The organism is Streptomyces sp. MST-110588 (assembly GCF_022695595.1).
GTDB lineage: Bacteria > Actinomycetota > Actinomycetes > Streptomycetales > Streptomycetaceae > Streptomyces.
Genome location: NZ_CP074380.1, coordinates 2,850,149 through 2,873,747 on the forward strand (window position 1 = coordinate 2,850,149; position 23,599 = coordinate 2,873,747).

The following is a 23,599-nucleotide window of genomic DNA, read 5'->3' on the forward strand; positions in this document are numbered from 1 at the left end:
GTGTGGTCAACGACGCAGTGCCTCTGAGAAGTCCCGCCGATACGCTACGAAGCGGTAGCCAACGCCGTACCACCATTCGTACGAGCACCAGTCCAGGACGAGCAGGAGCCGCATCCCGATGTCCGAGCCGGAAGCACCCCGTATGGACCACGCAGACATCCACACCACCGCGGGAAAGCTGGCCGATCTGCAGCGACGGATCGAAGAAGCCACCCACGCCGGCTCCGTCCGTGCCGTGGAGAAGCAGCACGCCAAGGGCAAGTTGACGGCGCGTGAGCGCGTAGAGCTGCTGCTGGACGAGGGGTCGTTCGTCGAGCTGGACGAGTTCGCGCGGCACCGCTCGACCAACTTCGGCATCGAGCGGAACCGGCCGTACGGCGACGGGGTCGTCACCGGCTACGGCACCGTCGACGGCCGTACGGTCTGTGTCTACTCCCAGGACTTCACGATCTTCGGCGGTTCGCTGGGCGAGGTCTACGGCGAGAAGATCGTCAAGGTCATGGACTTCGCGATGAAGAACGGCTGCCCGGTCGTCGGCATCAACGACGGCGGCGGCGCCCGCATCCAGGAGGGCGTGGTCGCGCTCGGCCTGTTCGCGGAGATCTTCCGCCGCAACGTCCACGCCTCCGGCGTCGTCCCGCAGATCTCCCTGATCGTCGGCCCGTGCGCGGGCGGCGCGGTCTACTCCCCGGCCATCACCGACTTCACGGTCATGGTCGACCGGACCTCGCACATGTTCATCACCGGCCCGGACGTCATCAAGACCGTCACCGGTGAGGACGTGGGCTTCGAGGAGCTGGGCGGGGCCCGTACCCACAACACCACTTCGGGCGTGGCGCACCACATGGCCGGCGACGAGAAGGACGCCATCGAGTACGTCAAGGCGCTGCTGTCCTATCTGCCCTCCAACAACCTCTCCGAGCCGCCGGCCTTCCCCGAGGAGGCGGACCTGGAGACCTCCGAGGCCGATCTGGAGCTGGACACCCTCATCCCGGACTCGGCGAACCAGCCGTACGACATGCACACCGCCATCGAGCACGTGCTGGACGACAACGAGTTCCTGGAGACCCAGGCGCTGTTCGCGCCGAACATCATCACCGGGTTCGGGCGGGTCGAGGGGCACTCGGTCGGCATCGTCGCCAACCAGCCGATGCAGTTCGCCGGCTGTCTGGACATCAACGCCAGCGAGAAGGCGGCGCGCTTCGTGCGCACCTGCGACGCGTACAACATCCCGGTCCTGACGTTCGTGGACGTACCGGGCTTCCTGCCGGGTACGGACCAGGAATGGGACGGCATCATCCGGCGCGGCGCCAAACTGATCTACGCCTACGCGGAGGCGACGGTTCCGCTGATCACGGTCATCACCCGCAAGGCGTTCGGCGGCGCGTACGACGTCATGGGCTCCAAGCACCTGGGCGCGGACCTCAACCTCGCCTGGCCGACCGCGCAGATCGCGGTGATGGGCGCGCAGGGCGCGGTCAACATCCTGCACCGGCGTACGCTCGCGGCCATCGAGGACCCGGCCGAGCAGGACGTCAGGCGCCAGGAGCTGATCCAGGAGTACGAGGACACGCTGCTCAACCCGTACGTGGCGGCCGAGCGCGGCTACGTCGACGCGGTGATCATGCCGTCCGACACCCGCCGCCACATCGTCCGCGGGCTGCGCACGCTGCGGAACAAGCGTGAGGCCCTGCCGCCGAAGAAGCACGGCAACATCCCGCTCTAGGAGGTCGGTCGGTGATGATCAAGGTCCTACGGGGCAACCCCACTCCCGAGGAGCTGGCCGCCGCACTCGCGGTGGTCCAGGCCCGCGCGGCGGCCGTGGCTGCCGTCGCGCCCGGCCCGGAGCGTACGGATCAGTGGGCCGACCCGGCCGCCACCGTTCCGGGCCGCCGGCTGCCGCACCCGGGCCCGCGGGCCTGGCGCACGAGCTACTGGCCGCGCTGAGAGTGCCGGTACGGGCGCGGGCGGCGCGACACGCGCCCGCGCCCGGGCCCGTACGCGCCCCCGGACCGACGTGCGGCGTCATCCGGAAGACACTTTCCGGCCCACTTGAGTACGCGTACTCAGGCGCCGCCGGCCCGGCCGGGCGCAGGATCGGAGCATGCTGTGGTCCGACCCGCCCGACGAGCCTCCCGAGGAGCTGCGCGACGCCCAGGCGATGCTCCGCCGGATGGGCGTCGTGATGGCGGTCGCCGCGGTGGTCCTGATGTTCCTGGTCCTCGGCCGCTGAGCCGGTCGTTGAGCCGGTCGTTGAACCGGGCGCCGAACCGGTCACCGGGCCGTTCGCGCCCTCCTTGATCCTCCCCTGCTGCAACCGCAGCACCGTCACGCGCATCTTTCACTCTCGAAGGCCGCAATTCGGGCGTCCTTGGATCGGGACGAGGCTGGGCGCCGCACGGCACCGGGAGTGGGAGAGCGATGAACAGGCCGCTGAGGCACATAGCCGTCTTCTGCGGGGCGCTGGCCCTCGCCCTTCTGGTGCGGGCCACCTGGATCCAGTTCGTCCAGGGCGACACGCTGGCGAACGACAAGCACAACCGGCGGGTGACCATCGCGCGGTACGCCGAACCGCGCGGCGACATCATCGTCGGCGGGCAGCCGATCACCGGCTCCCAGGCGGTGCCCGGCTCGGACCTGAAGTACAAGCGGACGTTCAAGGACGGCCCCATGTACGCGCCGATCACCGGCTACTCCTCCCAGGCCCAGGGCTCGGTCTTCCTGGAAGGCGTCTACGACAAGTTCCTCTCCGGCCGGGACGACCGGCTCTTCCTCAAGCACGCCAAGGACGTGCTGACCGGCAGCCGGCCGCACGGCGGCGATGTGATCACCACCATCGACCCGAAGGTGCAGAAAGTCGCCTACAAGAGCCTGACCGACCTCAAGGCGCAGGGCGCGGTGGTCGCCCTGGACCCGCGCAGCGGCAAGATCCTCGCCATGGCGAGCACGCCGTCGTACGACCCCAACACCTTCTCGGGCAACTCGCTGAAGGAGGGCAAGAGGTTCAAGGCGCTCCTGGACGACAAGAAGAACAAGCCGCTGAACAACCGCGCGAACCGGGAGATCTACCCGCCCGGCTCCACCTTCAAGATCCTCACCGCGGCGGCGGCCCTGGAACACGGCGTCGTCACCGACATCAACGCCCCCTCCGGCGCCCCCGCCCCGTACACGCTGCCGGGCACCCGTACCAAGGTCGGCAACGACGTCGACAACTCGCTGTGCGACAAGGTCTCCCTCAAGGCCGGGCTCCAGTGGTCGTGCAACAACGTCTACCTGGACGCCGCGAAGAAGGTCGGCAAGGACAAGATGCGCGAGACGGCGGAGAAGTTCGGCTTCAACAAGGAGTACTTCACCCCCGTACGCGCCGCCGTCAGCGGCTACCCGAGCAAGCTGGACGCGCCGCAGACCGCGCTGACCGGCATGGGCCAGGGCAGCGTGACCAGCACCCCGCTCCAGATGGCCATGGTGGCCGCCGGGCTGGCCAACAACGGCAAGGTCATGGAGCCGTACCTGGTCGAGGAGCTGCGCGGCCCGGACCTGACCCCGGTCGAGAAGCACAAGCCGAAGGTGATGTCGCAGGCCGTCTCCGAGGACACCGCGAAGAAGGTGCAGGAGATGATGGAGAACACCGCCGAGCACGGTACGGCCAAGAAGGCGCTGATCAGCGGCGTCAAGGTCGGCGCCAAGACCGGGACGGCGCAGCACGGCATGGACGTACGGGACGAGCGCCCGTACGCCTGGTTCGTCGCCTACGCCAAGCAGGGGGACGGGTCGCCGGTGGCGGTCGCCGTCTTCGTCGACCCCAAGGACATGGACATGCCCCGCTCGGAGATCGCGGGCGGGCGGCTCGGCGGGCCCATCGCCAAGAAGGTCATGGAGGCCGCCCTCAAGAAGTGAGGCACCCGCGGACGCGAAGGCGAAACGATCACTCAGGCCGCTCCCGTACGCGCCCCTCTACGATGACGGACATGACCGAACAGCCCGCCCGCCGCCGTCTCGTCCTCGCCTCCCAGTCCCCGGCCCGCCTCGGCCTGCTGCGACAGGCCGGCCTCGCACCGGAGGTCCTCGTCAGCGGCGTGGACGAGGACGCGATCACCGCCCCCACCCCCGGCGAGCTGGCCCGGGTCCTGGCCGAGGCGAAGGCCGACGCCGTCTCCGTACGGCCCGAGGTGGCCGGCGCCCTGGTCATCGGCTGCGACTCCGTACTGGAGCTGGACGGGCAGGCGCTGGGCAAGCCCGCGGACGCCGAGGACGCCACCGCGCGCTGGAAGTCCATGCGCGGCCGGTCCGGCGTGCTGCGCACCGGCCACTGCCTGATCGACACCGCCGACGGCCGCCGGGTCTCGGCCACCGCCTCCACCACCGTCCGCTTCGGCGAGCCCACGGACGCCGAGATCGCCGCGTACGTGGCCAGCGGCGAACCACTGTACGTCGCCGGGGCCTTCACCCTGGACGGCCGGTCCGCGCCGTTCATCGACGGGATCGACGGCGACCCGGGCAACGTCATCGGTCTGTCGCTGCCCCTGCTGCGCCGCCTCCTGGCCGACCTGGACGTCTCGATCACCGACCTATGGTCCTGAGCGAGGGCCATGAGGCGGGCCGCGTCGCAGGCCGCGTGGTAGCGGCCCGCCGGGTGGACATGACATGAATCACCCCGCCACCCGCCGTTAACGTCGATTAACATGCCCCGTACACCGAGGCCGGGAAGCCGAAGCAGCCCAGGAAGCGCAAGAAGCGCAGACAGCCCGGGCAGGACGCCCGGACCGGCGGTCCACCGGATCAGCAAGGGGGGCACGACGTCGTGCGCAGATTCAGTCCGCTCCAGCTCGTCATCTGGACAGCCGTGGCCGCCGTCGGCGCGGCCGGCTGGTCCGTACTGGCCCTGTCCCGGGGCGAAAAGGTCTCGGCGATCTGGATCGTGGCGGCGGCCGTCGGCTCGTACCTGATCGCCCAGCGCTTCTACGCTCGCTTCATCGCCCGCAAGGTCCTGCGGGTGGACGACCGCCGGGCCACCCCGCCGAGCGGTACGACGACGGGGTCGACTTCCACCCCACCGACCGCCGGGTCCTGTTCGGCCACCACTTCGCGGCCATCGCGGGCGCCGGCCCGCTGGTCGGCCCGGTGCTCGCCGCGCAGATGGGCTATCTCCCCGGCACCATCTGGATCATCGTCGGCGTCATCTTCGCGGGCGCCGTACAGGACATGGTGGTCCTGTTCTTCTCCATGCGGCGCGACGGTACGTCCCTGGGGCAGATGGCCCGTGACGAGATCGGCCGCGTGGGCGGGATCGCCGCCCTGATCGCGGTGTTCGCCATCATGATCATCATCCTGGCCGTACTGGCGATGATCGTCGTCAACGCCCTCGCCGAGTCCGCCTGGGGCACGTTCTCCATCGCCGCGACCATCCCCATCGCCCTGCTGATGGGCTGCTATCTGCGCTTCCTGCGCCCCGGCAAGGTCACCGAGGTCTCCCTGATCGGCGTAGTCCTGCTCCTCGCCGCCATCGTCGGCGGCAACTGGGTCGCCGAGTCCTCCTTCGCCGACGCCTTCGTCCTCTCCCCGCGCACGCTGGTCATCTGCCTGGTCGCGTACGGATTCATCGCCTCCGTCCTCCCGGTGTGGATGCTGCTGGCCCCGCGCGACTACCTCTCCACCTTCATGAAGGTCGGCACCATCGCCCTGCTGGCCGTCGGCGTCCTGATGGCCATGCCGGACCTGACCGTCGACCCCGTCAGCCGCTTCGCACGCGAGGGCACCGGACCGGTCTTCGCCGGCGGCCTCTTCCCGTTCGCCTTCATCACCATCGCCTGCGGCGCGCTCTCCGGCTTCCACGCGCTGATCTCCTCCGGCACCACCCCGAAGATGATCGAGAAGGAGTCGCAGGTCCCGCTGATCGGCTACGGCTCCATGCTGATGGAGTCCTTCGTCGCGATCATGGCCCTGGTTGCCGCCTGCGTCATCGACCCCGGCCTGTACTACGCGATGAACGCCCCGGCCGGCGTACTCGGCGACACCCTCCAGTCCGCCTCCCAGGCGGTCGCCGGCTTCGGCTTCCGCATCACCCCCGACCAACTGGCCGCCGCCGCGCACGCGGTCGGCGAGGACTCCCTGGTCTCCCGTACGGGCGGCGCGCCCACCCTCGCGGTCGGCATGGCGACCATCCTGGGCAAGGCGTTCGGGACGGACGGCATGATGTCGTTCTGGTACCACTTCGCGATCATGTTCGAGGCGCTGTTCATCCTGACCGCCGTCGACGCCGCCACCCGCGTGGGCCGCTTCATGCTCCAGGACATGATCGGCAACGCCGTACCGCGCTTCCGCGACAAGACCTGGAAGCCCGGCATCTGGATCACCTCGGCCGTCGTGGTCCTGGCCTGGGGCTACTTCCTGTGGGTCGGCGTCAACGACCCGCTGGGCGGCATCAACCAGCTCTTCCCGCTCTTCGGTACGGCCAACCAGCTCCTGGCCTCCATCGCCCTGGCCGTCTCCACCACCCTGGTCATCAAGTCCGGCCGTCTGAAGTGGGCGTGGGTGACGGGCGTACCGCTGCTGTGGGCGCTGGCCGTCACCATGACCGCGAGCTGGCAGAAGGTCTTCTCCGACAACCCGGCCGTCGGCTTCTTCGCCCAGCGCGCCAAGTACGAGCACGCGCTGGAGGCCGGGAAGGTACTGGCCCCCGCGAAGTCCCTGGACGACATGTCCACCGTCGTCCACAACTCCACGGTGACCGGCACCCTGTCCATCGCCTTCGCCGCCCTGACCGTCGTCATCGTCCTGGCCTGCGCCGTGGTCTGCGTCAAGGCCGTCCGCAACGGCGGCTCCCTCCCCCTCCACGAGGCCGAGTACGTACCGTCCCGCCGCACGGCACCGTCCGGCTTGTTCTCGTCCACCTCCCCCGCCCCCGACCCCGAACCGGCCACCACATCCACCGGCTCATCCACCGGCTCCGGCACCCTTACCCCATGACCCGCCTCCAGCAGACCCTGGCCGGCACCCGTCGCGGCGCGGCCAAGCTCCTGTGGTACGTACGCGAACTCAACGGCGAGCACGCGTACGACCGCTACGCGGAGCGCGCCCGCGCCGCCGGCGAGCCCGTCATGACCCGCCGAGAGTTCGAACACCGCCGCACGGACCGCCGCGACGCCGACCCCCGAGAGGGCGGCACCTGCTGCTGACCCCCTGCGCCCTGCCCCTGGCTCGGCCCCGTCGAAAACTCACTCACCTCAATTCAATCTCCTCCACCGGTCACACTCCCACCGCGCGGCACGTCATAGCAGTGACGGACCCAAGAGGCCCGGCCGAAGCCAACCGTCCCGGCGCCGCCGCCCGATGAGGAGCACTGCTGATGCCCACCACCTATCTCGTCGTCACCCTCCTGGCCGCCGCCATGACGGGCTTCTCGGCCGGCAGCGCCTTCCTCCGCGCCAAGTGGGTCATCAAGCCCATAGCCGACTACGGCATCCCCGCGTCCTGGCTGCCCTGGCTCGGCGCGGCCAAGGCCGCCGGGGCGGTGGGCCTGGTCGTCGGCCTGTTCGTCCCGGTCATCGGCATCCTGGCCGGGACCGGCCTGGTGCTGTACTTCACCGGAGCCGTCATCACCGTCATCCGGTCGCGCATCTACAGCCACATCCCCTTCCCCGTGGTGTACGCGGCCCCGGTGGTCGGCGCCCTGGCCCTGGCCCTCGCCGCCTGAGCCCCCGGACCACGTCAAGGGCCCTCCTCCTCCACCAGCACGTTCAACGTGTTCCACAGCAGCAGGGCATGGACGAGGTGCCCGTCGGGAGTCGGCGGGCACCGCCAGGCCAGCGGCCAGGTCGTGCCGTAGAGGGCGGGCACACGGATGTACCCGGTCCGCCCTCGCCCGCCCGTGATCCGGTACGCGGCACGCGGCCAGGCCCGGTACGCCGTACTGCCCGGCGGCACGAGGAATTACGTCGACCGCCGCCCGCTCACCTCCGAAATCACCGGCCCCGGCGTCCCCCGCGTCAGCCGTTCCATGAGATCGGCCAGGTCCCGCCCGGTCTCCCCATCGACCCGTACGGCGTCGAAGTGTGTCCCCGCTATCCGCAGTTGGTGCCCACTAGCAGGCAACCAGCCCAGACTTCCACAGTCGCTTTCGCGGTGACTTTCCGTATTCACGGGAACAGTGTCAGTGGGTCCCGCTAGCGTTTTCCATGACAGAGAGTGCACCACCGAACACGGTGCGGCAGGTTTGTGGTGCGCTCGAACCGGGTTGAGTGCAGTCGAGTGGGGCGGTGACCGCAATGGCGCGGACAGAGAACAAGGAAGCGGCCTCCACCGCCACGCAGTTGGCGGCGGAGATCGCCAGAATCCTACGAGAGCACGCCGGGATGACGCAGGTGGAAGTCGGCCAGATCATCGGCTACACGGGCTCGGCCGTCAGCGCGATGGAAACAGGCGCCCAGCCCGCCAGCGACGACATGCTGCTCGGCCTCAACGACCTCCTCACCAAGGACACGGACATCCTGAAGGCGGCCATCAAGTACGTCCGCCTGGACAAGTTCCCCAGGCAGTTCAAGGACTTCGCGCTCATCGAGGCGAAAGCCCTGACGCTGTGCTCGTACGAGACTCTCGTGGTCGATGGGTTGTTCCAGACGGAGGACTACGCTCGCGCTCTGATCGGTGGCGGCTATCCACCTCCGCCGGAACAGCGTGTCGCTGAACTGGTCGAAGCCCGGATGGCACGCAAGGCTTTGTTCGACCGCGAGCCCACAGCACTGATCGAGTTGATCCTCGAAGAGTCGGTTCTAATGAGGCTGTTCGGCACCCGCGAGATCATGCGTGCCCAACTGCTGTCTCTCGCTCAGTACGCTCAACGCCCCAACGTCACGATCCAAGTGCTACCGCTCAACCGTGGACTTCGTGGTGATCACGCAGGCGCGCATGGTCCCATGAAGCTGCTGGAGACTCTTGAGCATGATCACCTCGTCTACCTGGAGGCGCAGGACGTCAGTTCGCTCATCAGCGATCCAGCCGAGGTATCTATTCGCGCCCACCGGTATGCAAAGATCCGCGCACAGGCCCTGGGACCTGATGAATCTCTGGGCCTCATCGAGCGATTGGCAGGAGAACTATGAAGAGTACCTTGCAGTGGCTCAAGTCCAGCCACAGCGATGCAGGTGGCGGCAACTGTGTCGAAGTAGCCAGCGGTGCCGCCATCCATGTACGTGACTCCAAGGACCCCAGCGGCCCCATACTGACCATCGCCCCCGACGCCTGGGTGGCGTTTGTCGGGATGGTGGTGGGGGCGACGGGGGCTGGTGACAGGGGGCCTTACGCGGTGGTGGGGGCCAGGGGTCGCCTTGGATGCGGGCGTGGAGGTGTTCGTCGTGCCAGCCGTCCGCGTGGAGGAGGGCGCTGCGTTGGGTGCCCTCCAACAGGAAGCCGGCCCTTGTCGCGACTTGGCAGGAGGCCGGGTTGGCGACGGAGTGGCAGATGCGTAGCCGGTGGAGGCCGAGGTCGTCCAGGGCCCAGCGGCTGACCCGTACGGTCGCGTCCACCATGAGGCCGCCGCCGCGTCCGGCGGGGAGCAGCCAGTAGAGGAATTCCGCGCTGCCGCCCCGGAGGTCCATGTCGCCCAGGCCGATCAGGCCGACCGGGGCCGCTCCGTCCGACGGGGTGATGGCCCAGATCGCGGCTTCCTCGGCCTGCCAGCGGTGCGCCCAGTGGGCGATTTTCGTGCGGGCCTCGTCGGGTGACATGGGGACGGAGCGGTTCCACTGCTGGATGTCCGGGTCGTGGGAGGCGGTGGCGAGGGTCTGGGCGTCGGTGTCGTTCTGCTGCCAGGGGCGTAGGCAGGCGCCGCCGGTCAGGGGAAGGCGGGTTGTTCGTAACGGCTCATTTGGCCGGTGGGGACTGCTGAGGGTATGGGTGTGACCATGGGCGCATCCTGCCAGGGGCAGGTGCGGCCGGGACTGTACGACGCCGGGAGGTCCGTTCGTACGCGGATGTTAGGACGGGTGCGTACGCGTAGGGGCACCGACGGAAGTCCGGGCCTTACGGAGAGCGGCCAGTTCGTGTCCTCGCTCGGCGTCGACCATTTCCGCCTTGATGGTGTCGATGCGCTCGCGCTTCTCGGGAGTGATGACGGCCGTCAGGTCGGCCATGGTGCCGAGTTTCATCTGCCCTGCCCCTTCTTCTTCTCCTGTTCCAAGGCTTCAAGGTAGGCCGTGTACTTGTCTCGAAGACGAACAGCATCCGGATGCTCACGGTCTCGCCGCTCCGGGGGCGCAGTTCCCGCATGGTCCGGTAGCGACTTCTTTCGCGTTCCCGCCGGCACCCGGCACCCGACGCCCACGGCCCGATACCCGATATCCGACACTTGCCGTACAGACCCGCCGCCCCGGCCCCGGAGGAAGATCGTTATGCCGCAGTCCGTCGATCGTGCGCTGGATCTGATCGACGCGGTGGCCGAGGCGTCCGGGCCCGTGACCGCCAAGGCGCTGGCCCGGCGGCTGGGCTGCGGGCTGTCGACGGTGTACGCGCTGCTGGGGTCGCTGACCGAGCGCGGGCACCTGGAGCGTACGGCGGCCGGGTACACCCTCGGCTACCGGGTGCCGACGCTGCACAGCGCCTTCCGGCGGCAGCAGCGGATCGACGAGCGGGTGCACGAGTCGCTGCTGCGGCTGCGCCGTCTCTCGGGGGCCGATGTCTTCTTCAGTACGTACCGGGACGGGGAGATCACGGTGGTGGACGGGGCGACGAGCGGGCCGGACTCGGTCTTCTCGGTCGGCCGGGACACCGGCGCGCACGCCACCGCGCACGGCCGGATGCTGCTCTCCTCGCTGCCGGGCGCGGCCCGCCGCCAGTACCTGGCCGCCGGTGGTCTGCCGCCGCGCACCCCGCACACCATCACCTCGGCCGAGCGCCTGGAGCGGGAGCTGCGGCGGGTACGGCGTGCCGGGGTCGCGGTGGAGGTGGAGCAGGCGGCGCCGGGGATGGCGTGTGTCGCGGTGCCGCTGCCCATGGCACCGGCGGGCGGGGCTGCGGCCGGCGGGGTGCGGGCCGGTGGGACTGCCGTGTCGGCCGCCGTGCCGGTCGCGGAGTTCCAGCGGCTGCGGGAGCCGCTGATCGAGGCGCTGCGCCGCGAGGCGGCGGCCCTGGCGTCCTCGTAAGGGCGTACGGCCGGGTGAGGCGTACGACGGCCGCCGGGGGCCGGGGGCCGGTTCACCCGTTCGCCGGAACGTCCCTGCCCGCCGCGACGGCCTCGCCGCGCGGAGACCCGTACGCCATCAGGGTCAGGACGAGCAGACCCAGGACGGCCATCATCAGGGCGAACGCGCCCCAGCCCAGCAGGCCGACCGCGAAGGCGCCGAGCACGCCGTGCAGGACGGCGCAGCAGATGAGGGCGATGCGTCCGAAGGAGCCCGGCGGGCGGTCGCGTACGGCGGCTCGGACGAGGACGAAGGCGCAGGTCAGCAGGTAGAGGCCGAAGAGGGCGCCGACCGCCCAGGCTCCGGTGGCCATCGCGCCGGGCTCCAGGCCGGCCATGGACATGCGCTGCTTGTCCACGACGATGGCCAGGATCCAGTTGAGCAGCAGTACCCCGGCTGTCTCCAGCACCAGGACGACGGCCGTGGCCCAGGCCACCGGTTTGCGTGCCATCCCCACGTCCTCCTCCCCTTCCCGCGGGTTACCGCGAGTAAAGCGACCGTCCGCGCACGGTACCTCCGCCTCCCCCCTGTCAGGGAAGAACCGGGCGGAAGGAAGGTCACGAAGAGGGTGGGGTGGGTAAGAGACAGGGTGAGGGGCCTGGACCCGCCGCCCGAGGTCCGTACCCGACGTACGGGAGCGGCACCCGCCGCCCGAGGGGCCGCACCCCGCCGTACAGGAACGGCACCCGCCGCACGAGGGTCCGCACCCGCCGTACGGGAGCGATACCTGCCGCACGGGACCGGCACCCGCCGTACGGGAACGGGGCCGACCGGAGGATTCAGTGGCAAAGTTTCCCTCGCCCATTCGTAGGGACTCCACAAAGAAACGGCGCCTCGGGGTTCACCCGCCCGTCGAGACCTTGACCACATCACGGCCGCTGAGTGGCGTACGGAATGCGGGCCTACCCTGGGACGGCAAGGGACTTCCGCTCCTCGCCGGCGCCGGGTGCACGCTCCGTGTGGGCAAGCTCACGCCGGGGAACGGGTCGGCACGAGGTGTCGCCAGTCCCTAAACTCGCCTTGTTTCAAGGAGGGAGCCATCGTGCGCAAGGTGCTCATCGCCAACCGAGGCGAAATCGCTGTTCGCGTTGCCCGTGCATGCCGGGACGCCGGGATCGGGAGCGTAGCCGTCTACGCGGACCCTGACCGGGACGCCCTGCACGTCCGCGCGGCAGACGAGGCATACGCCCTGGGCGGTGACACTCCTGCCACCAGCTACCTGGACATCGCCAAGGTCCTTGCCGCCGCCGCCGATTCGGGCGCCGACGCCATCCACCCGGGTTACGGCTTCCTCTCCGAGAACGCCGACTTCGCGCAGGCCGTCCTGGACGCCGGGCTGACCTGGATCGGCCCGCCGCCGCAGGCCATCCGCGACCTCGGTGACAAGGTGGCGGCCCGTCACATCGCCCAGCGCGCCGGTGCGCCGCTGGTCGCCGGCACCCCCGACCCGGTCTCCGGGGCGGATGAAGTCGTGGCCTTCGCCGAGGAGCACGGCCTGCCGATCGCCATCAAGGCGGCCTTCGGCGGTGGCGGTCGCGGCCTGAAGGTGGCGCGCACGCTGGAAGAGGTCCCGGAGCTGTACGACTCCGCCGTACGGGAGGCCGTGGCGGCCTTCGGGCGCGGCGAGTGCTTCGTGGAGCGCTACCTGGACCGTCCGCGGCACGTGGAGACCCAGTGCCTGGCCGACAAGCACGGCAACGTGGTCGTCGTCTCCACCCGTGACTGCTCCCTCCAGCGCCGCCACCAGAAGCTGGTCGAGGAGGCCCCGGCGCCCTTCCTGTCGGAAGAGCAGAACGCCGAGCTGTACCGCGCCTCCAAGGCCATCCTCAAGGAGGCCGGGTACGAGGGCGCGGGCACCTGCGAGTTCCTGGTCGGCCAGGACGGCACGATCTCCTTCCTGGAGGTCAACACCCGCCTCCAGGTCGAGCACCCGGTCACCGAAGAGGTCACCGGCATCGACCTCGTACGCGAGATGTTCCGCATCGCCGACGGCGAGGAGCTGGGGTACGACGACCCGGCGGTGCGCGGCCACTCCTTCGAGTTCCGCATCAACGGCGAGGACCCGGGCCGCAACTTCCTGCCCGCCCCCGGCACGGTGACGAGGTTCGACGCGCCGGCCGGCCCCGGTGTGCGCCTGGACGCGGGGGTGGAGGCCGGCTCGGTCATCGGCCCGGCCTGGGACTCCCTGCTCGCCAAGCTGGTCGTCACCGGCGCCACCCGCGAGCAGGCGCTCCAGCGGGCCGCCCGCGCGCTGGAGGAGTTCACGGTCGAGGGCATGGCCACCGCCATCCCCTTCCACCGTACGGTCGTCAAGGACCCGGCCTTCGCGCCCGAACTGACCGGCTCCACCGACCCGTTCACGGTCCACACCCGCTGGATCGAGACCGAGTTCAAGAACGAGATCCCGGCCTTCGCCGGCACCGGCACGGACGAGGCCGAGGCGGACAGCCGCGAGACGGTCGTCGTCGAGGTCGGCGGCAAGCGCCTGGAGGTCTCCCTGCCGTCCTCGCTGGGCATGCCGCTGGCCCGGGCCGCGGTCGCCGGCGGCGCCAAGCCCAAGCGCAAGGCGGGCAAGAAGTCCGGCTCCGCCGCCTCGGGTGACGCGCTCGCCTCGCCGATGCAGGGCACGATCGTCAAGGTCGCGGTCGAGGAGGGCCAGGAGGTGGCCGAGGGTGACCTGATCGTCGTCCTGGAGGCGATGAAGATGGAGCAGCCCCTCAACGCCCACCGGGCCGGCACCGTCAAGGGCCTGAACGCCGAGGTCGGCGCCTCCCTCTCCTCCGGCGCGGTCATCTGCGAGATCAAGGACTGACGGCAGCACCGTCACGTACGTACGCGAGGGGCGCCCGGCACAGCCGCCGGGCGCCCCTCGCGGCGTCTTCACCGCCTCGCGTGTGCGGGACGCACCGGAGGGACGGCCGAGATGCAGCTGATAGGGACAGCGGCGCGACTCGCGACTTTAGTGGCTGACCACTGCCCATCACCGTCCTCTTCGGATCCGCCGGGCCCCAACCATCGATGACGTCCCCACCGTGCGCAACCTCCGTGACACCGGCGGACCCCGTCGAAAGCCACCCAGGAAACACCGGTATGCCACCCTGCCGGGCGGTTGTCCCGGCGGCCTGCTTGATCTGTACGCAGGCGGCCTTCTGACGCATCATTCAGTCTGTCGCAGTCATTCCTCAGATGTTGCTCAAATATTCGGTTTCTCTCAACAGCCCAGATCGCACCGTGCTCTGATGAGACCACCACTGGCCACATAGAGGGCCGGGTCATTGAAGGAGCACCTATTTCAGGCAGAGCTCGCGTCATCGCAACTACTGTTGGACTGATGATCATAGGGGGTATGGGACCGGCCTTCGCAGACGAATCGGGCCCGCAGGCGAACCCGGTGGGCCCGGCCCTCACGGCACCGGGAGCGGATGTAGTGGCTGGTTCGGTGACGGACGCTCCTGGTGCGGACGTAGAGGCCGCGCCGGATGGTGATCTTGCATCGCTGCCGGAGGACCTTGCGTTACCCGGAGCGGTGGATGGTCCGGATCTCGATGAGCCCAAGGCGCCAAGTGGTCGGTACTGCGAACCGGGAAATGTCGCCCGCATCACCAAAAACTTGAAGAACACCATGGCCGTGAAGTACTCGACCTTCGTACGGAACAACAAGCCCTACGCGGTAGATTTCAAGTTCGCTTCGAAGAAATCGGGAACTACAACGATCGGCACCTCCGTAACGGTGAGCGGCGAGACAAAGATCTTATTCCTGGGAAAGATCAAGGCTGAGGTCAATGCCAACGCCAGCAAGAGCTGGACGTCGGAGCTGGGAGTCGAGGTCGGCGGCAAGGCCAAAGCCAGAAGTACCGTCTACGGCGACTACGGGATCATGAAGGAGAACGTGCGCGCCTACAAGGCGTACATGTACAGCAACTGCGAGATCGGGCGGAAGCAGGAGATGACGGTGTGGGCTCCCTACCGTGAGGGCTGGGTCCTCAAGTAGCCGTTCGCCCACACAAACCGATCTCCGGTCCTGGCCCGGTTTCAGCCGGGCCAGGACCGGAGGTTCTTCCAGGAGGATCCCCGTGCGCCGTCACGCTTCCGCCTCAACCGCGCTCTTCATCATGCTGCTGGCCGCTGGTTGCACCGGCGGGAACGACAAGGGAAACGACAAGGGAGCCGGCCAAGACACTCCCGGACCCAGCGCGACGAAATCAAACTCGGCAGCACTCGACCTGCCCGCGAAAGCACGGATCCTCGTCCCGCCGACTTCAGGCACGGGCAACGCGAAACTTCCCGGGTTCAAGGTGGACAAGGACGTCTACACCATCCATGCCAGGTGCGTAGGCAAAGGTAAAATCACGATCGTTTACGGGAATGACCCAAAAGATCAGCCTACCCCGGTCTCCTGCAACGGGCCCGTCACGATCGGACGTGTCTATACGGACGCCAAGTCCCAGTCTTTGGCCGTTCAGGTGAGCCATGGGAGCCCTCGCTGGACAGTTGCTGTCGTCTCCGGAGAGCACACCATGTGAAACTCACGGACTGCGGAGATTTCTCCGTGCCTATCGGCGGTGCGCTGAAGTGCCTGTGCGCGATTTCTCCGCCCACCTGCCGAGGTCGGCGCCTCCCTCTCCTCCGGCGCGGTCATCTGCGAGATCAAGGACTGACGACGACGCCACATTCGTCTACGAGGGCCGCCCGGCACACCGCCGGGCGGCCCTCGCGCCGTGCTGCCGTCCCGCACACTGTTGCGGGACGGCCGGCTGTGCCAGGGTGCCGTGCATGGTCACGATGCCCGACGGACGCTCCGTACCGCCCCCGCACGCCGATGAACGCACCATGCTCGAAAGCTGGTTGCAGTTCCACCGCGACACGCTCGCGCTGAAGTGCGCGGGACTCGACGACCGCCGCATACGGCTGGCCTCGGCGCCACCGTCCTCGATGACACTGCTGGGCCTGGTGCAGCACATGGCGGAGGTGGAACGCCACTGGTTCCAGCGGGTTCTCGCCGGCCAGGACGTGCCGCCCCTGTACCCGGACGGGCTCGGGAACGGCTTCGCGCTCGCGCCGGGCCGCGGGATCGACGAGGCGCTGTCCGCCTGGCGGGCGGAGGTCGGGCGGAGCCATGAGCTGATCGCGAACGCCTCGCTCGACGACTCCGGCGACCTTCCGGAAAGCCAGGTGGGGTATGTGGCGGAACGGAGCGTTTCGCTCCGCTGGATCCTGATCCACATGATCGAGGAGTACGCACGGCACAACGGTCACGCGGATCTGATCCGGGAGCGCATCGACGGTGTCACGGGCACGTGAGGACGCCGCGGGCATGTGAGGACGCCGCGGGCTCCCCGGGGTCCCCAAGGTTCCCGGACTCCCCGGGCTAGGAGTTGCCGACCACGTCCTCCGGGAAGGTGAGCTGCTTGCTCATCCACTGGAGCGCGGCGGGCAGTTCACGGCGCCAGGTGATGAAGTTGTGGCTGCCGTGGTCCAGGATGATCGACTCGGCCTTCATGGGGGGCTTGACCGCGTCCAGGAACGCCTTGGCCGCCGGATAGTTCTTCTCGCCCTCGCGGCTGGTGCCGATCAAGACGGACACCTGCGGCGCGGGCAGGTTCTCCAGGCGCCACATCAGGTCGTGGCCCTGCTTGCGGCGCATGCGGTCCTTGTCGTCACCGAAGAGGTTGCCGGTGGTCGGGTCGTTGTGGATGCGGTAGTCGGGCGAGAGGGCGGCGGCGGAGGTGTACGTACGGGGGTGGCGCATGGCGAGCTGGAGGGCGCAGCTACCGCCGGAGGAGTAGCCGAAGACGCCCCAGCCGCCCGGGTCGCGGCCGACGCGGTAGTGGGACTTCAGGGCGTCCGGCAGGTCCTTGGCGAAGAAGGTCTCGGCCTGCGGGCCGCCGGGGACGTCCACGCACTGGGTGTCGCGGGGCGGTGCGATGGTGGGCCGCAGCATCACGATGACGGTGGGCTGCATCTGCCCCTTGCGGATCAGTTCGCCGGCGGTCTGCGGGACGCGCAGGTGCTGCCCCAGCAGAAAGGTTCCTCCTGGGTAGCCGCTGATCGCGACGACCACCGGGAAGCGCTGCCGGGCGAACTGCCGCTGGAAGTACTGCGGCGGCAGGTAGACGTACGCCGGGTCCACGGCCCTGGTGCGCTTGCCCACGATCCGTACGGACTCCACCTTGCCCGTCCGCTCCGGCGGCCCCTTCGGCAGACCGTGCACCTTGTCCAGGCCCTCCGGCCCCGAAGCCTGTACGAGCCCCTTGGCGGGGTCGCCGGCCGGGCCCGCGCCCCCGTGGTCGCCCCACTTGCTCACGGCTGCCGGGGCGTCGTCGTACGTACCCAGCAGCTCGCCCCAGGAGCTGTAGAACTGGAAGTTGGCGTTCACGGCGAGGCCGAGCGCGGAGACGATCGCGAGCTGCGTGGCGACGACGGTGCCGAGCCTGCCGAGCATCGGCAGCGGACCGCGTCCGGCCAGCCGTGGCCACAGCCACAGGGTGAGCCCGACGCAGACCACGGCGACCGCGATCATGATGTAGAGCAGCGATCGGCTGGTCAGTCCCATTGCGTTCCCCAGGTTCCCGTCATGCGTTCCAGCGGCACCTAAAGCCTCATTGCGCCAGGTTTGATGGCCGCCGTGGGGACGGCGTTGCGGTCATGGGCAGTTGTTCCGCCACGCGCCCGCGGCGGTACGACTGCGCTTCGCCTGTGGTCCGCCTCCCGGACACCCCGCGCCCCGGAAACCCCCGTACGGGCGATTCCGCGGGCGGGCGGGGACGGCATACTCCGAACGGGGGACCGCCTCCGGGACGGCACGGCCGGTGCCCACGGCTCGTACGGCACGACCGGACGTACGGAGCGGCCGGGGTCCCCGTACGGCCATAGGGAGACGGCCCCCGGCCGGGCAGTGGCATGCTGGACGCACCGGGCCCTGATGGGCCGGGCCTTCAGGGAGGACGGCGAGGACGGCGATGGTGACCGAGACGGCAGGGCAGGCTTCCGTGCGCCCCATGCGCGCCGACGCGCGTCGCAACTACGAGCGGCTGCTGACCCACGCCCGGAGCGCCTTCACGGAACGTGGCACGGACACCTCGCTGGAGGACATCGCGCGCCGCGCGGGCGTCGGGATCGGCACCCTCTACCGGCACTTCCCCAACCGTACGTCCCTGATGGGCGCCGTGTTCCAGAGCGAGGTGGACGCGCTGCTGGCCCGCGCCCGGGAACTGAGCGAGGCACCGCAGCCGTGCGCGGCGCTCGTGGAGTGGCTCCGGGCGATCATCAGCCACGCCAGCACCTACCGGGGGCTGGCCCGGGCACTGATGGCCGCGCCGGCCGACGAGACGTCGGGACTGGCGCGGTGCAGTGTGCCGATGCGCGAGGCAGGCGGCGCCCTGCTGGCCCGCGCGCAGCGCGCCGGGGCGGTACGCGACGACGTCAGCATCGGCGACCTGATGCAGCTCACCAACGGCATCGCACTGGCCGCCGAGGAAGCACCGGACGACCCGGAGCTGGCCGACCGGCTGCTGACGCTGACGTTGAAGGGGCTGAAGGCGGAGCGGTAGCCGGCGCCCGGCGGTCCGCAGCGAGCGCCCGGCGGTCCGTAGCCGACGCCCGGCGTGACCGCAGCCCGCGCCCGGCGGTCCGTAGCCGACGCCCGGCGGGCCGCAGCCAAGGCCCGGCGGTCCACAGCCCGCGCCCCTCGGTCCGCAGCCGTCCGGGCAGGCGTGCGCCCGGCGGGGGTCGCCCCGCCGGCACGCTCACACAGCTCTCACCCAGCTCTCAGCGGCGCCGGGGAGCCAGGTCGGCGACCCGGCCGCTGCCGGGCTGCTCCGCCAGGGGTGCCGCCGAGCGGAGCTGCGGTCCCGGTCCCGGTACCGGGCCGCCGGCCGCCGGGTGGCTGCGCCGCTGGCCCGGCAGCGGTACGTCTCTGCGGGGGCCCCGCCGGTCGGGCTGCTGGGCACCCTCCGCACCTGGGTGACCGGGGCCGGTTCCGGTGGCCGGTCCGCCCGCGACCGTGATCTGCACGCCCTGGTCGGCCAGCGCCTGCAGCTCGGTCGCGGCCCGGTCGTCGTGGCCCGACGGCTCGTCGGTGACCAGGCGCGTGATCACATCCGTCGGCACGGTCTGGAACATGGTGTCCGTACCGAGCTTGGTGTGGTCGGCGAGCACCACGACCTCCGCCGCCGCCTGCACCAGTGCGCGGTCGACGCTGGCGGAGAGCATGTTGGAGGTGGACAGGCCGCGCTCGGCGGTCAGCCCGCTGCCCGACAGGAAGGCACGGGAGACCCGCAGGCCCTGGAGGGACTGCTCGGCACCGCTGCCGACCAGCGCGTAGTTCGAGCCGCGCAGGGTGCCGCCGGTCATCACGACCTCGACGCGGTTGGCGTGCGCCAACGCCTGGGCGACCAGCAGGGAGTTGGTGACCACGGTCAGTCCGGGTACGCGGGCGAGCCGGCGGGCCAGCTCCTGCGTGGTGGTCCCGGCGCCGACGACGATGGCCTCGCCTTCCTCGACGAGGCCCGCCGCGAGATCGGCGATGGCCGTTTTCTCGGCGGTCGCTAGATGGGATTTCTGGGGGAATCCGGACTCGCGGGCGAAACCTCCCGGCAAGACCGCACCGCCGTGCCGGCGGTCGAGGAGTCCTTCTGCCTCCAGTGCCCGCACGTCCCGCCGTACGGTCACTTCGGAGGTCTGGACGACGCGGGCGAGCTCACGGAGCGAAACCGCTCCGTTCGCACGCACCATTTCAAGGATCAGTTGGCGACGTTCTGCAGCGAACACGAAACTGACAGTAACGCCAACGACCGTCTGTTTTCAGCAGGTTGCACCAATTAACGGAAGTTGTTCATTCCCGACCCCTGCACGTGGTATATGACGGAGGCCATGGAAAATGCCCGCGGGAGGGTACCCGGACACCCGTACGGAGGCCCTTTCGGACATCCGTACGGAAACGCGGGCGAACGCACGATGGCGCGCGGAACGTCCGTACGGTCCGGGTCGACCAGGACTACTGGGACGCCGACTTGCGGGTGTGCAACTGCCGCGCCACCTCGGCTATCGAGCCGGACAGCGACGGATAGACCGTGAAGGCACTGGCGATCTGCTCCACCGTCAGGTTGTTGTCCACCGCGATCGATATGGGGTGGATCAGCTCGCTGGCGCGCGGCGAGACCACGACGCCCCCGACCACGATGCCCGTACCGGGGCGGCAGAACAGCTTCACGAAGCCGTCGCGGATGCCCTGCATCTTCGCGCGCGGGTTGCGCAGCAGCGGCAGCTTGACGACCCGGGCGTCGATCCGGCCGGCGTCCACGTCCGCCTGCGAGTAGCCGACCGTGGCGATCTCCGGGTCGGTGAAGACGTTGGCGGAGACGGTCTTGAGGTTCAGCGGCGTGACCGCGTCGCCCAGGAAGTGGTACATCGCGATCCGGCCCTGCATCGCGGCGACGGAGGCCAGCGCGAGGACGCCGGTGCAGTCGCCGGCCGCGTACACGCCGGGCGCCGAGGTCCGCGAGACCCGGTCGGTCCGGATGTGACCGGAATCCGTCAGGCTGACTCCGGCTTCTTCCAGTCCGATGCCGGCGGTGTTCGGGATGGAGCCGACCGCCATCAGGCAGTGGGTGCCGGAGATCGTACGGCCGTCGGAGAGCGTCACCTCGACACGATCACCCACAAGTTTGGCGGAAGCGGCACGCGAACGCGCCATCACGTTCATCCCGCGCCGGCGGAAGACGTCCTCCAGGACGGCGGCGGCGTCCGGGTCCTCGCCCGGCAGCACCCGGTCGCGGGAGGAGACGAGGGTGACGCGCGAGCCGAGCGCCTGATAGGCGCCCGCGAACTCCGCGCCGGTGACGCCCGAGCCGACCACGATCAGCTCTTCGGGCAGTTCGTCCAGGTCGTAGACCTGCGTCCAGTTCAGGATGCGCTCGCCGTCCGGCTGCGCGTCGGGGATCTCGCGCGGGTGGGCGCCGGTGGCGATCAGGACCGCGTCGGCGGTCAGCGTCTCTTCCGTACCGTCGGCCGTACGGACCACGACCCGGCGCGAGCCGTCCGGCGCCTGCCCCGGCTCCAGCCGGCCCCGGCCGCGCAGCACCCGGCCGCCCGCCCGGGTCACCGAGGCGGTGATGTCGTGCGACTGGGCCAGCGCGAGCCGCTTGACGCGCCGGTTGACCTTGCCGAGGTCCACGCCGACCACCCGCGCGGGCGGTCCTTGTACGGCGTGTCGTCCTCGACGATGATGCCCAGCTCCTCGTACGAGGAGTCGAAGGTCGTCATCACCTCGGCCGTCGCGATGAGAGTCTTCGAGGGCACGCAGTCGGTGAGCACCGACGCCCCGCCCAGACCGTCGCAGTCGACGACGGTCACCTCCGCGCCGAGAGAGGCGCCCACCAGGGCCGCCTCGTATCCGCCGGGTCCGCCACCGATGATCACGATCCGAGTCACGTACTCCATTGTCCCGTACGCCCGTGCCACGGTCCCCTTGGGGCGGCCGTAGGAATCTCCCGTATCAAGAGCCCACCCGATGACCTCCCGTACTCTCTGAGCCATGTCGCTTTACGCCGCGTACGCCGGCAACCTCGACGCGCGGCTGATGTCCCGCCGCGCACCGCACTCGCCGCTGCGCGGCACCGGCTGGCTCAACGGCTGGCGGCTCACCTTCGGCGGCGAGCAGATGGGCTGGGAGGGCGCACTGCCGACCATCGTCGAGGCCCCCCGCTCGCAGGTCTTCGTCGGGCTGTACGACATCGCCCCGATGGACGAGGAGTCCATGGACCGCTGGGAGGGCGTGGGCCTGGACATCTACCGGCGGATGCGGGTGCGGGTGCACACCCTGGACGGTGACGAGGCGGCCTGGACGTACGTCCTGAACGGATACGAGGGCGGGCTGCCCTCGGCCCGCTATCTGGGTGAAATCGCCGACGCGGCGGAATCCGCGGGCGCGCCCCACGATTATGTGATGGAACTGCGCAAGCGGCCCTGCTGAGGCGGGAGCGGAGCTACGCTTCCGGCAACCGCAGGAAGAGGGACGCAGGATGCCCACCTACCAGGTGCACTTCACCGAAATGGCCGCCGCCGCCCGTGACCGCCTCGACGGCCGGCAGCGCGCCGCGTTCGACAAGGGCATCTCCCTGCTGGCACGGGACCCGTTCCTTGACGTCTCGCGCCCCATAAGCGCCACGGGTGACGACCGGACCGTCCGCCTCACGCAGAACATCCTGGTCGAGTACACGGTCAGCATGGGACGGCTGCTGATCTTCGTCGTCGAGGTCTTCAACGACAAGGACATTCTCGTCACGGAGGACTGAGCCCCGACGGGCACTTACGCAGCCCGGGGTCCGGGGGCGGACGCCTGTGCGAAGGCACAAAACAACCGGCGCAACCCCGTGAGCAGTGACATCTACGCGCGTAGGCAATTACCGGTTACCCTCGTCCGCGTGAACGCATTTGCTACTTCGGACATCGAGGCAGACCCGCAGGGTGCCGCCAACGCCGCCGCCGCCCGCCTGCGCGAGCTGACCGGCGCCGAGACCCACGACGTGGCCCTGGTCATGGGCTCCGGCTGGGCCCCGGCCGCCGACTCGCTCGGCGCGCCGGAGCACGAGTTCCCGGTCACCGAGCTGCCCGGTTTCCCGCCGCCGGCCGTCGCCGGCCACGGCGGCAAGGTCCGCTCGTACAAGATCGGCGACAAGCGCGCGCTGGTCTTCCTGGGCCGTACGCACTTCTACGAGGGCCGCGGCGTCGCCAGCGTCGTGCACGGCGTCCGTTCGGCCGTCGCCGCCGGCTGCAAGACGGTCGTGCTGACCAACGGGTGCGGCGGTCTGCGCGCGGGCATGCGCCCGGGCCAGCCGGTCCTGATCAGCGACCACCTGAACCTCACCGCCACCTCCCCCATCAAGGGCGCGAACTTCGTCGACCTGACCGACCTGTACTCGCCGCGACTGCGCGCGCTGTGCAAGGAGGTCGACGCGACCCTGGAGGAGGGCGTCTACGCCCAGCTCCCCGGCCCGCACTACGAGACCCCGGCCGAGATCCGGATGCTCCGCACCATGGGCGCCGACCTGGTCGGCATGTCCACGGTCCTGGAGGCCATCGCCGCCCGTGAGGCCGGCGCCGAGGTCCTGGGCCTCTCCCTGGTGACGAACCTCGCCGCGGGCATGACCGGCGAGCCGCTCAACCACGAAGAGGTCCTCCAGGCCGGCCGCGACTCCGCGACCCGCATGGGCAGCCTGCTCGGCCAGGTGCTCGGCAAGCTCTGAGACCGGACCGGCCATGAGGTCCCGCGCCCCGGTTCACGTACGGATTCCGGTCCGTAGGTGACCCGGGGCGCGCCTTGTGGCCATGGCGCCCCGCGCAGGGCACCTTACGTAGACGTACCTACGCGAGGCGGCCCCCGCACCCCCTCACAGGACACGGCCTCGCGGGCACCCGGCCTTCAC

At 69.8% G+C, this 23,599-nt stretch carries 23 protein-coding genes and 3 pseudogenes; 19 read left to right on the forward strand and 7 right to left on the reverse strand.

All coding sequences use genetic code 11. The annotated features are described in order from the left end of the window. The first annotated feature begins 118 nt into the window (after window positions 1-118). The 8 genes and pseudogenes from KGS77_RS12340 (at window position 119) to KGS77_RS12370 (ending at window position 7,693) form a co-directional block, all read left to right on the forward strand. Window positions 119-1,726, forward strand: a complete 1,608-nt coding sequence (locus tag KGS77_RS12340) for an acyl-CoA carboxylase subunit beta (protein WP_242580975.1) — start codon at window positions 119-121, stop codon at window positions 1,724-1,726. Between the two features lie 14 nt (window positions 1,727-1,740). Continuing rightward, the gene (locus KGS77_RS12345; protein WP_242587435.1) at window positions 1,741-1,947 is read left to right on the forward strand and encodes an acyl-CoA carboxylase subunit epsilon; all 207 of its coding nucleotides are present in this window, start codon (window positions 1,741-1,743) and stop codon (window positions 1,945-1,947) included. A gap of 157 nt (window positions 1,948-2,104) precedes the next feature. After that, the gene (locus KGS77_RS34610) at window positions 2,105-2,233 is read left to right on the forward strand and encodes a hypothetical protein (protein WP_277994215.1); all 129 of its coding nucleotides are present in this window, start codon (window positions 2,105-2,107) and stop codon (window positions 2,231-2,233) included. A gap of 188 nt (window positions 2,234-2,421) precedes the next feature. Continuing rightward, complete coding sequence (locus tag KGS77_RS12350) at window positions 2,422-3,897, forward strand: penicillin-binding protein 2 (RefSeq protein ID WP_242580976.1); 1,476 nt, start codon at window positions 2,422-2,424, stop codon at window positions 3,895-3,897. Window positions 3,898-3,968: 71 nt separating this feature from the next. Then, entirely contained in the window at window positions 3,969-4,580 is a 612-nt protein-coding gene (locus KGS77_RS12355) for a nucleoside triphosphate pyrophosphatase (RefSeq protein WP_242580977.1), read from the forward strand. Window positions 4,581-4,801: 221 nt separating this feature from the next. Beyond that, a pseudogene (locus KGS77_RS12360) lies at window positions 4,802-6,966 on the forward strand (carbon starvation CstA family protein). Further along, window positions 6,963-7,175 (forward strand): YbdD/YjiX family protein, encoded by a 213-nt coding sequence (locus KGS77_RS12365; RefSeq protein WP_242580978.1) that lies wholly within the window; start codon window positions 6,963-6,965, stop codon window positions 7,173-7,175. The pseudogene KGS77_RS12360 and the gene KGS77_RS12365 overlap by 4 nt, the downstream one beginning before the upstream one ends. Window positions 7,176-7,345: 170 nt before the next feature. Continuing rightward, window positions 7,346-7,693, forward strand: coding sequence for a DoxX family protein (locus KGS77_RS12370; RefSeq protein WP_242580979.1), 348 nt, complete (start codon window positions 7,346-7,348; stop codon window positions 7,691-7,693). A gap of 14 nt (window positions 7,694-7,707) precedes the next feature. On the opposite strand, the gene KGS77_RS34975 is transcribed toward KGS77_RS12370, so the two are convergent. Beyond that, the gene (locus KGS77_RS34975) at window positions 7,708-7,836 is read right to left on the reverse strand and encodes a hypothetical protein (protein WP_347404479.1); all 129 of its coding nucleotides are present in this window, start codon (window positions 7,834-7,836) and stop codon (window positions 7,708-7,710) included. A gap of 428 nt (window positions 7,837-8,264) precedes the next feature. Here KGS77_RS34975 and KGS77_RS12380 point away from each other — a divergent pair, with 428 nt between their 5' ends. After that, the gene (locus tag KGS77_RS12380; protein ID WP_242587436.1) at window positions 8,265-9,098 is read left to right on the forward strand and encodes a helix-turn-helix transcriptional regulator; all 834 of its coding nucleotides are present in this window, start codon (window positions 8,265-8,267) and stop codon (window positions 9,096-9,098) included. Next, entirely contained in the window at window positions 9,095-9,502 is a 408-nt protein-coding gene (locus tag KGS77_RS34980) for a DUF397 domain-containing protein (RefSeq protein WP_347404480.1), read from the forward strand. The genes KGS77_RS12380 and KGS77_RS34980 overlap by 4 nt, the downstream gene beginning before the upstream one ends. Here KGS77_RS34980 and KGS77_RS12390 read toward each other — a convergent pair. Next, a pseudogene (locus KGS77_RS12390) lies at window positions 9,462-9,923 on the reverse strand (GNAT family N-acetyltransferase); the annotation flags it as partial. The gene KGS77_RS34980 and the pseudogene KGS77_RS12390 sit on opposite strands and share 41 nt — an antisense overlap. A 48-nt stretch (window positions 9,924-9,971) precedes the next feature. Next, window positions 9,972-10,142: a hypothetical protein gene (locus tag KGS77_RS12395; protein WP_242580980.1), complete on the reverse strand. Its 171-nt coding sequence runs from the start codon at window positions 10,140-10,142 to the stop codon at window positions 9,972-9,974. Window positions 10,143-10,385: 243 nt separating this feature from the next. On the opposite strand from KGS77_RS12395, the gene KGS77_RS12400 reads away from it, so the two are divergent. Continuing rightward, window positions 10,386-11,135 carry an IclR family transcriptional regulator C-terminal domain-containing protein gene (locus KGS77_RS12400; RefSeq protein ID WP_242580981.1) on the forward strand — a complete coding sequence of 250 codons (750 nt, stop codon included), beginning with the start codon at window positions 10,386-10,388 and terminating at the stop codon, window positions 11,133-11,135. 52 nt (window positions 11,136-11,187) lie between these two features. On the opposite strand, the gene KGS77_RS12405 is transcribed toward KGS77_RS12400, so the two are convergent. After that, window positions 11,188-11,625 carry a hypothetical protein gene (locus KGS77_RS12405; RefSeq protein ID WP_242580982.1) on the reverse strand — a complete coding sequence of 146 codons (438 nt, stop codon included), beginning with the start codon at window positions 11,623-11,625 and terminating at the stop codon, window positions 11,188-11,190. Window positions 11,626-12,216: 591 nt separating this feature from the next. On the opposite strand from KGS77_RS12405, the gene KGS77_RS12410 reads away from it, so the two are divergent. The 4 genes from KGS77_RS12410 to KGS77_RS12425 all read left to right on the forward strand — a co-directional run bounded on the left by KGS77_RS12410 (window position 12,217) and on the right by KGS77_RS12425 (window position 16,475). After that, window positions 12,217-13,986 (forward strand): biotin carboxylase N-terminal domain-containing protein, encoded by a 1,770-nt coding sequence (locus KGS77_RS12410; RefSeq protein ID WP_242580983.1) that lies wholly within the window; start codon window positions 12,217-12,219, stop codon window positions 13,984-13,986. Window positions 13,987-14,505: 519 nt separating this feature from the next. Continuing rightward, entirely contained in the window at window positions 14,506-15,165 is a 660-nt protein-coding gene (locus tag KGS77_RS12415) for a hypothetical protein (RefSeq protein ID WP_242580984.1), read from the forward strand. Between the two features lie 82 nt (window positions 15,166-15,247). Continuing rightward, a complete protein-coding gene (locus KGS77_RS12420) occupies window positions 15,248-15,697 on the forward strand; it encodes a hypothetical protein (protein ID WP_242580985.1) in 450 nt (149 codons plus the stop codon). Between the two features lie 250 nt (window positions 15,698-15,947). Beyond that, a complete protein-coding gene (locus KGS77_RS12425) occupies window positions 15,948-16,475 on the forward strand; it encodes a DinB family protein (protein ID WP_242580986.1) in 528 nt (175 codons plus the stop codon). Window positions 16,476-16,542: 67 nt separating this feature from the next. On the opposite strand, the gene KGS77_RS12430 is transcribed toward KGS77_RS12425, so the two are convergent. Beyond that, window positions 16,543-17,727 (reverse strand): alpha/beta hydrolase-fold protein, encoded by a 1,185-nt coding sequence (locus KGS77_RS12430; RefSeq protein WP_242580987.1) that lies wholly within the window; start codon window positions 17,725-17,727, stop codon window positions 16,543-16,545. Between the two features lie 445 nt (window positions 17,728-18,172). On the opposite strand from KGS77_RS12430, the gene KGS77_RS12435 reads away from it, so the two are divergent. Then, window positions 18,173-18,724 (forward strand): TetR/AcrR family transcriptional regulator, encoded by a 552-nt coding sequence (locus KGS77_RS12435; RefSeq protein WP_242580989.1) that lies wholly within the window; start codon window positions 18,173-18,175, stop codon window positions 18,722-18,724. Window positions 18,725-18,941: 217 nt separating this feature from the next. Here KGS77_RS12435 and KGS77_RS12440 read toward each other — a convergent pair whose 3' ends face one another. Beyond that, window positions 18,942-19,943 carry a DeoR/GlpR family DNA-binding transcription regulator gene (locus KGS77_RS12440; RefSeq protein ID WP_277994216.1) on the reverse strand — a complete coding sequence of 334 codons (1,002 nt, stop codon included), beginning with the start codon at window positions 19,941-19,943 and terminating at the stop codon, window positions 18,942-18,944. 226 nt (window positions 19,944-20,169) lie between these two features. Further along, a pseudogene (locus KGS77_RS12445) lies at window positions 20,170-21,614 on the reverse strand (NAD(P)H-quinone dehydrogenase). 94 nt (window positions 21,615-21,708) lie between these two features. Here KGS77_RS12445 and KGS77_RS12450 point away from each other — a divergent pair. From KGS77_RS12450 to KGS77_RS12460, 3 genes are all read left to right on the forward strand, one after another. After that, the gene (locus KGS77_RS12450) at window positions 21,709-22,146 is read left to right on the forward strand and encodes a gamma-glutamylcyclotransferase (RefSeq protein WP_242580992.1); all 438 of its coding nucleotides are present in this window, start codon (window positions 21,709-21,711) and stop codon (window positions 22,144-22,146) included. A gap of 49 nt (window positions 22,147-22,195) precedes the next feature. Beyond that, on the forward strand, window positions 22,196-22,468 hold the full coding sequence (locus KGS77_RS12455) for a hypothetical protein (RefSeq protein ID WP_242580994.1): 273 nt from the start codon (window positions 22,196-22,198) through the stop codon (window positions 22,466-22,468). Between the two features lie 129 nt (window positions 22,469-22,597). After that, window positions 22,598-23,419 carry a purine-nucleoside phosphorylase gene (locus KGS77_RS12460; RefSeq protein ID WP_242580996.1) on the forward strand — a complete coding sequence of 274 codons (822 nt, stop codon included), beginning with the start codon at window positions 22,598-22,600 and terminating at the stop codon, window positions 23,417-23,419. Window positions 23,420-23,599 lie beyond the last annotated feature (180 nt).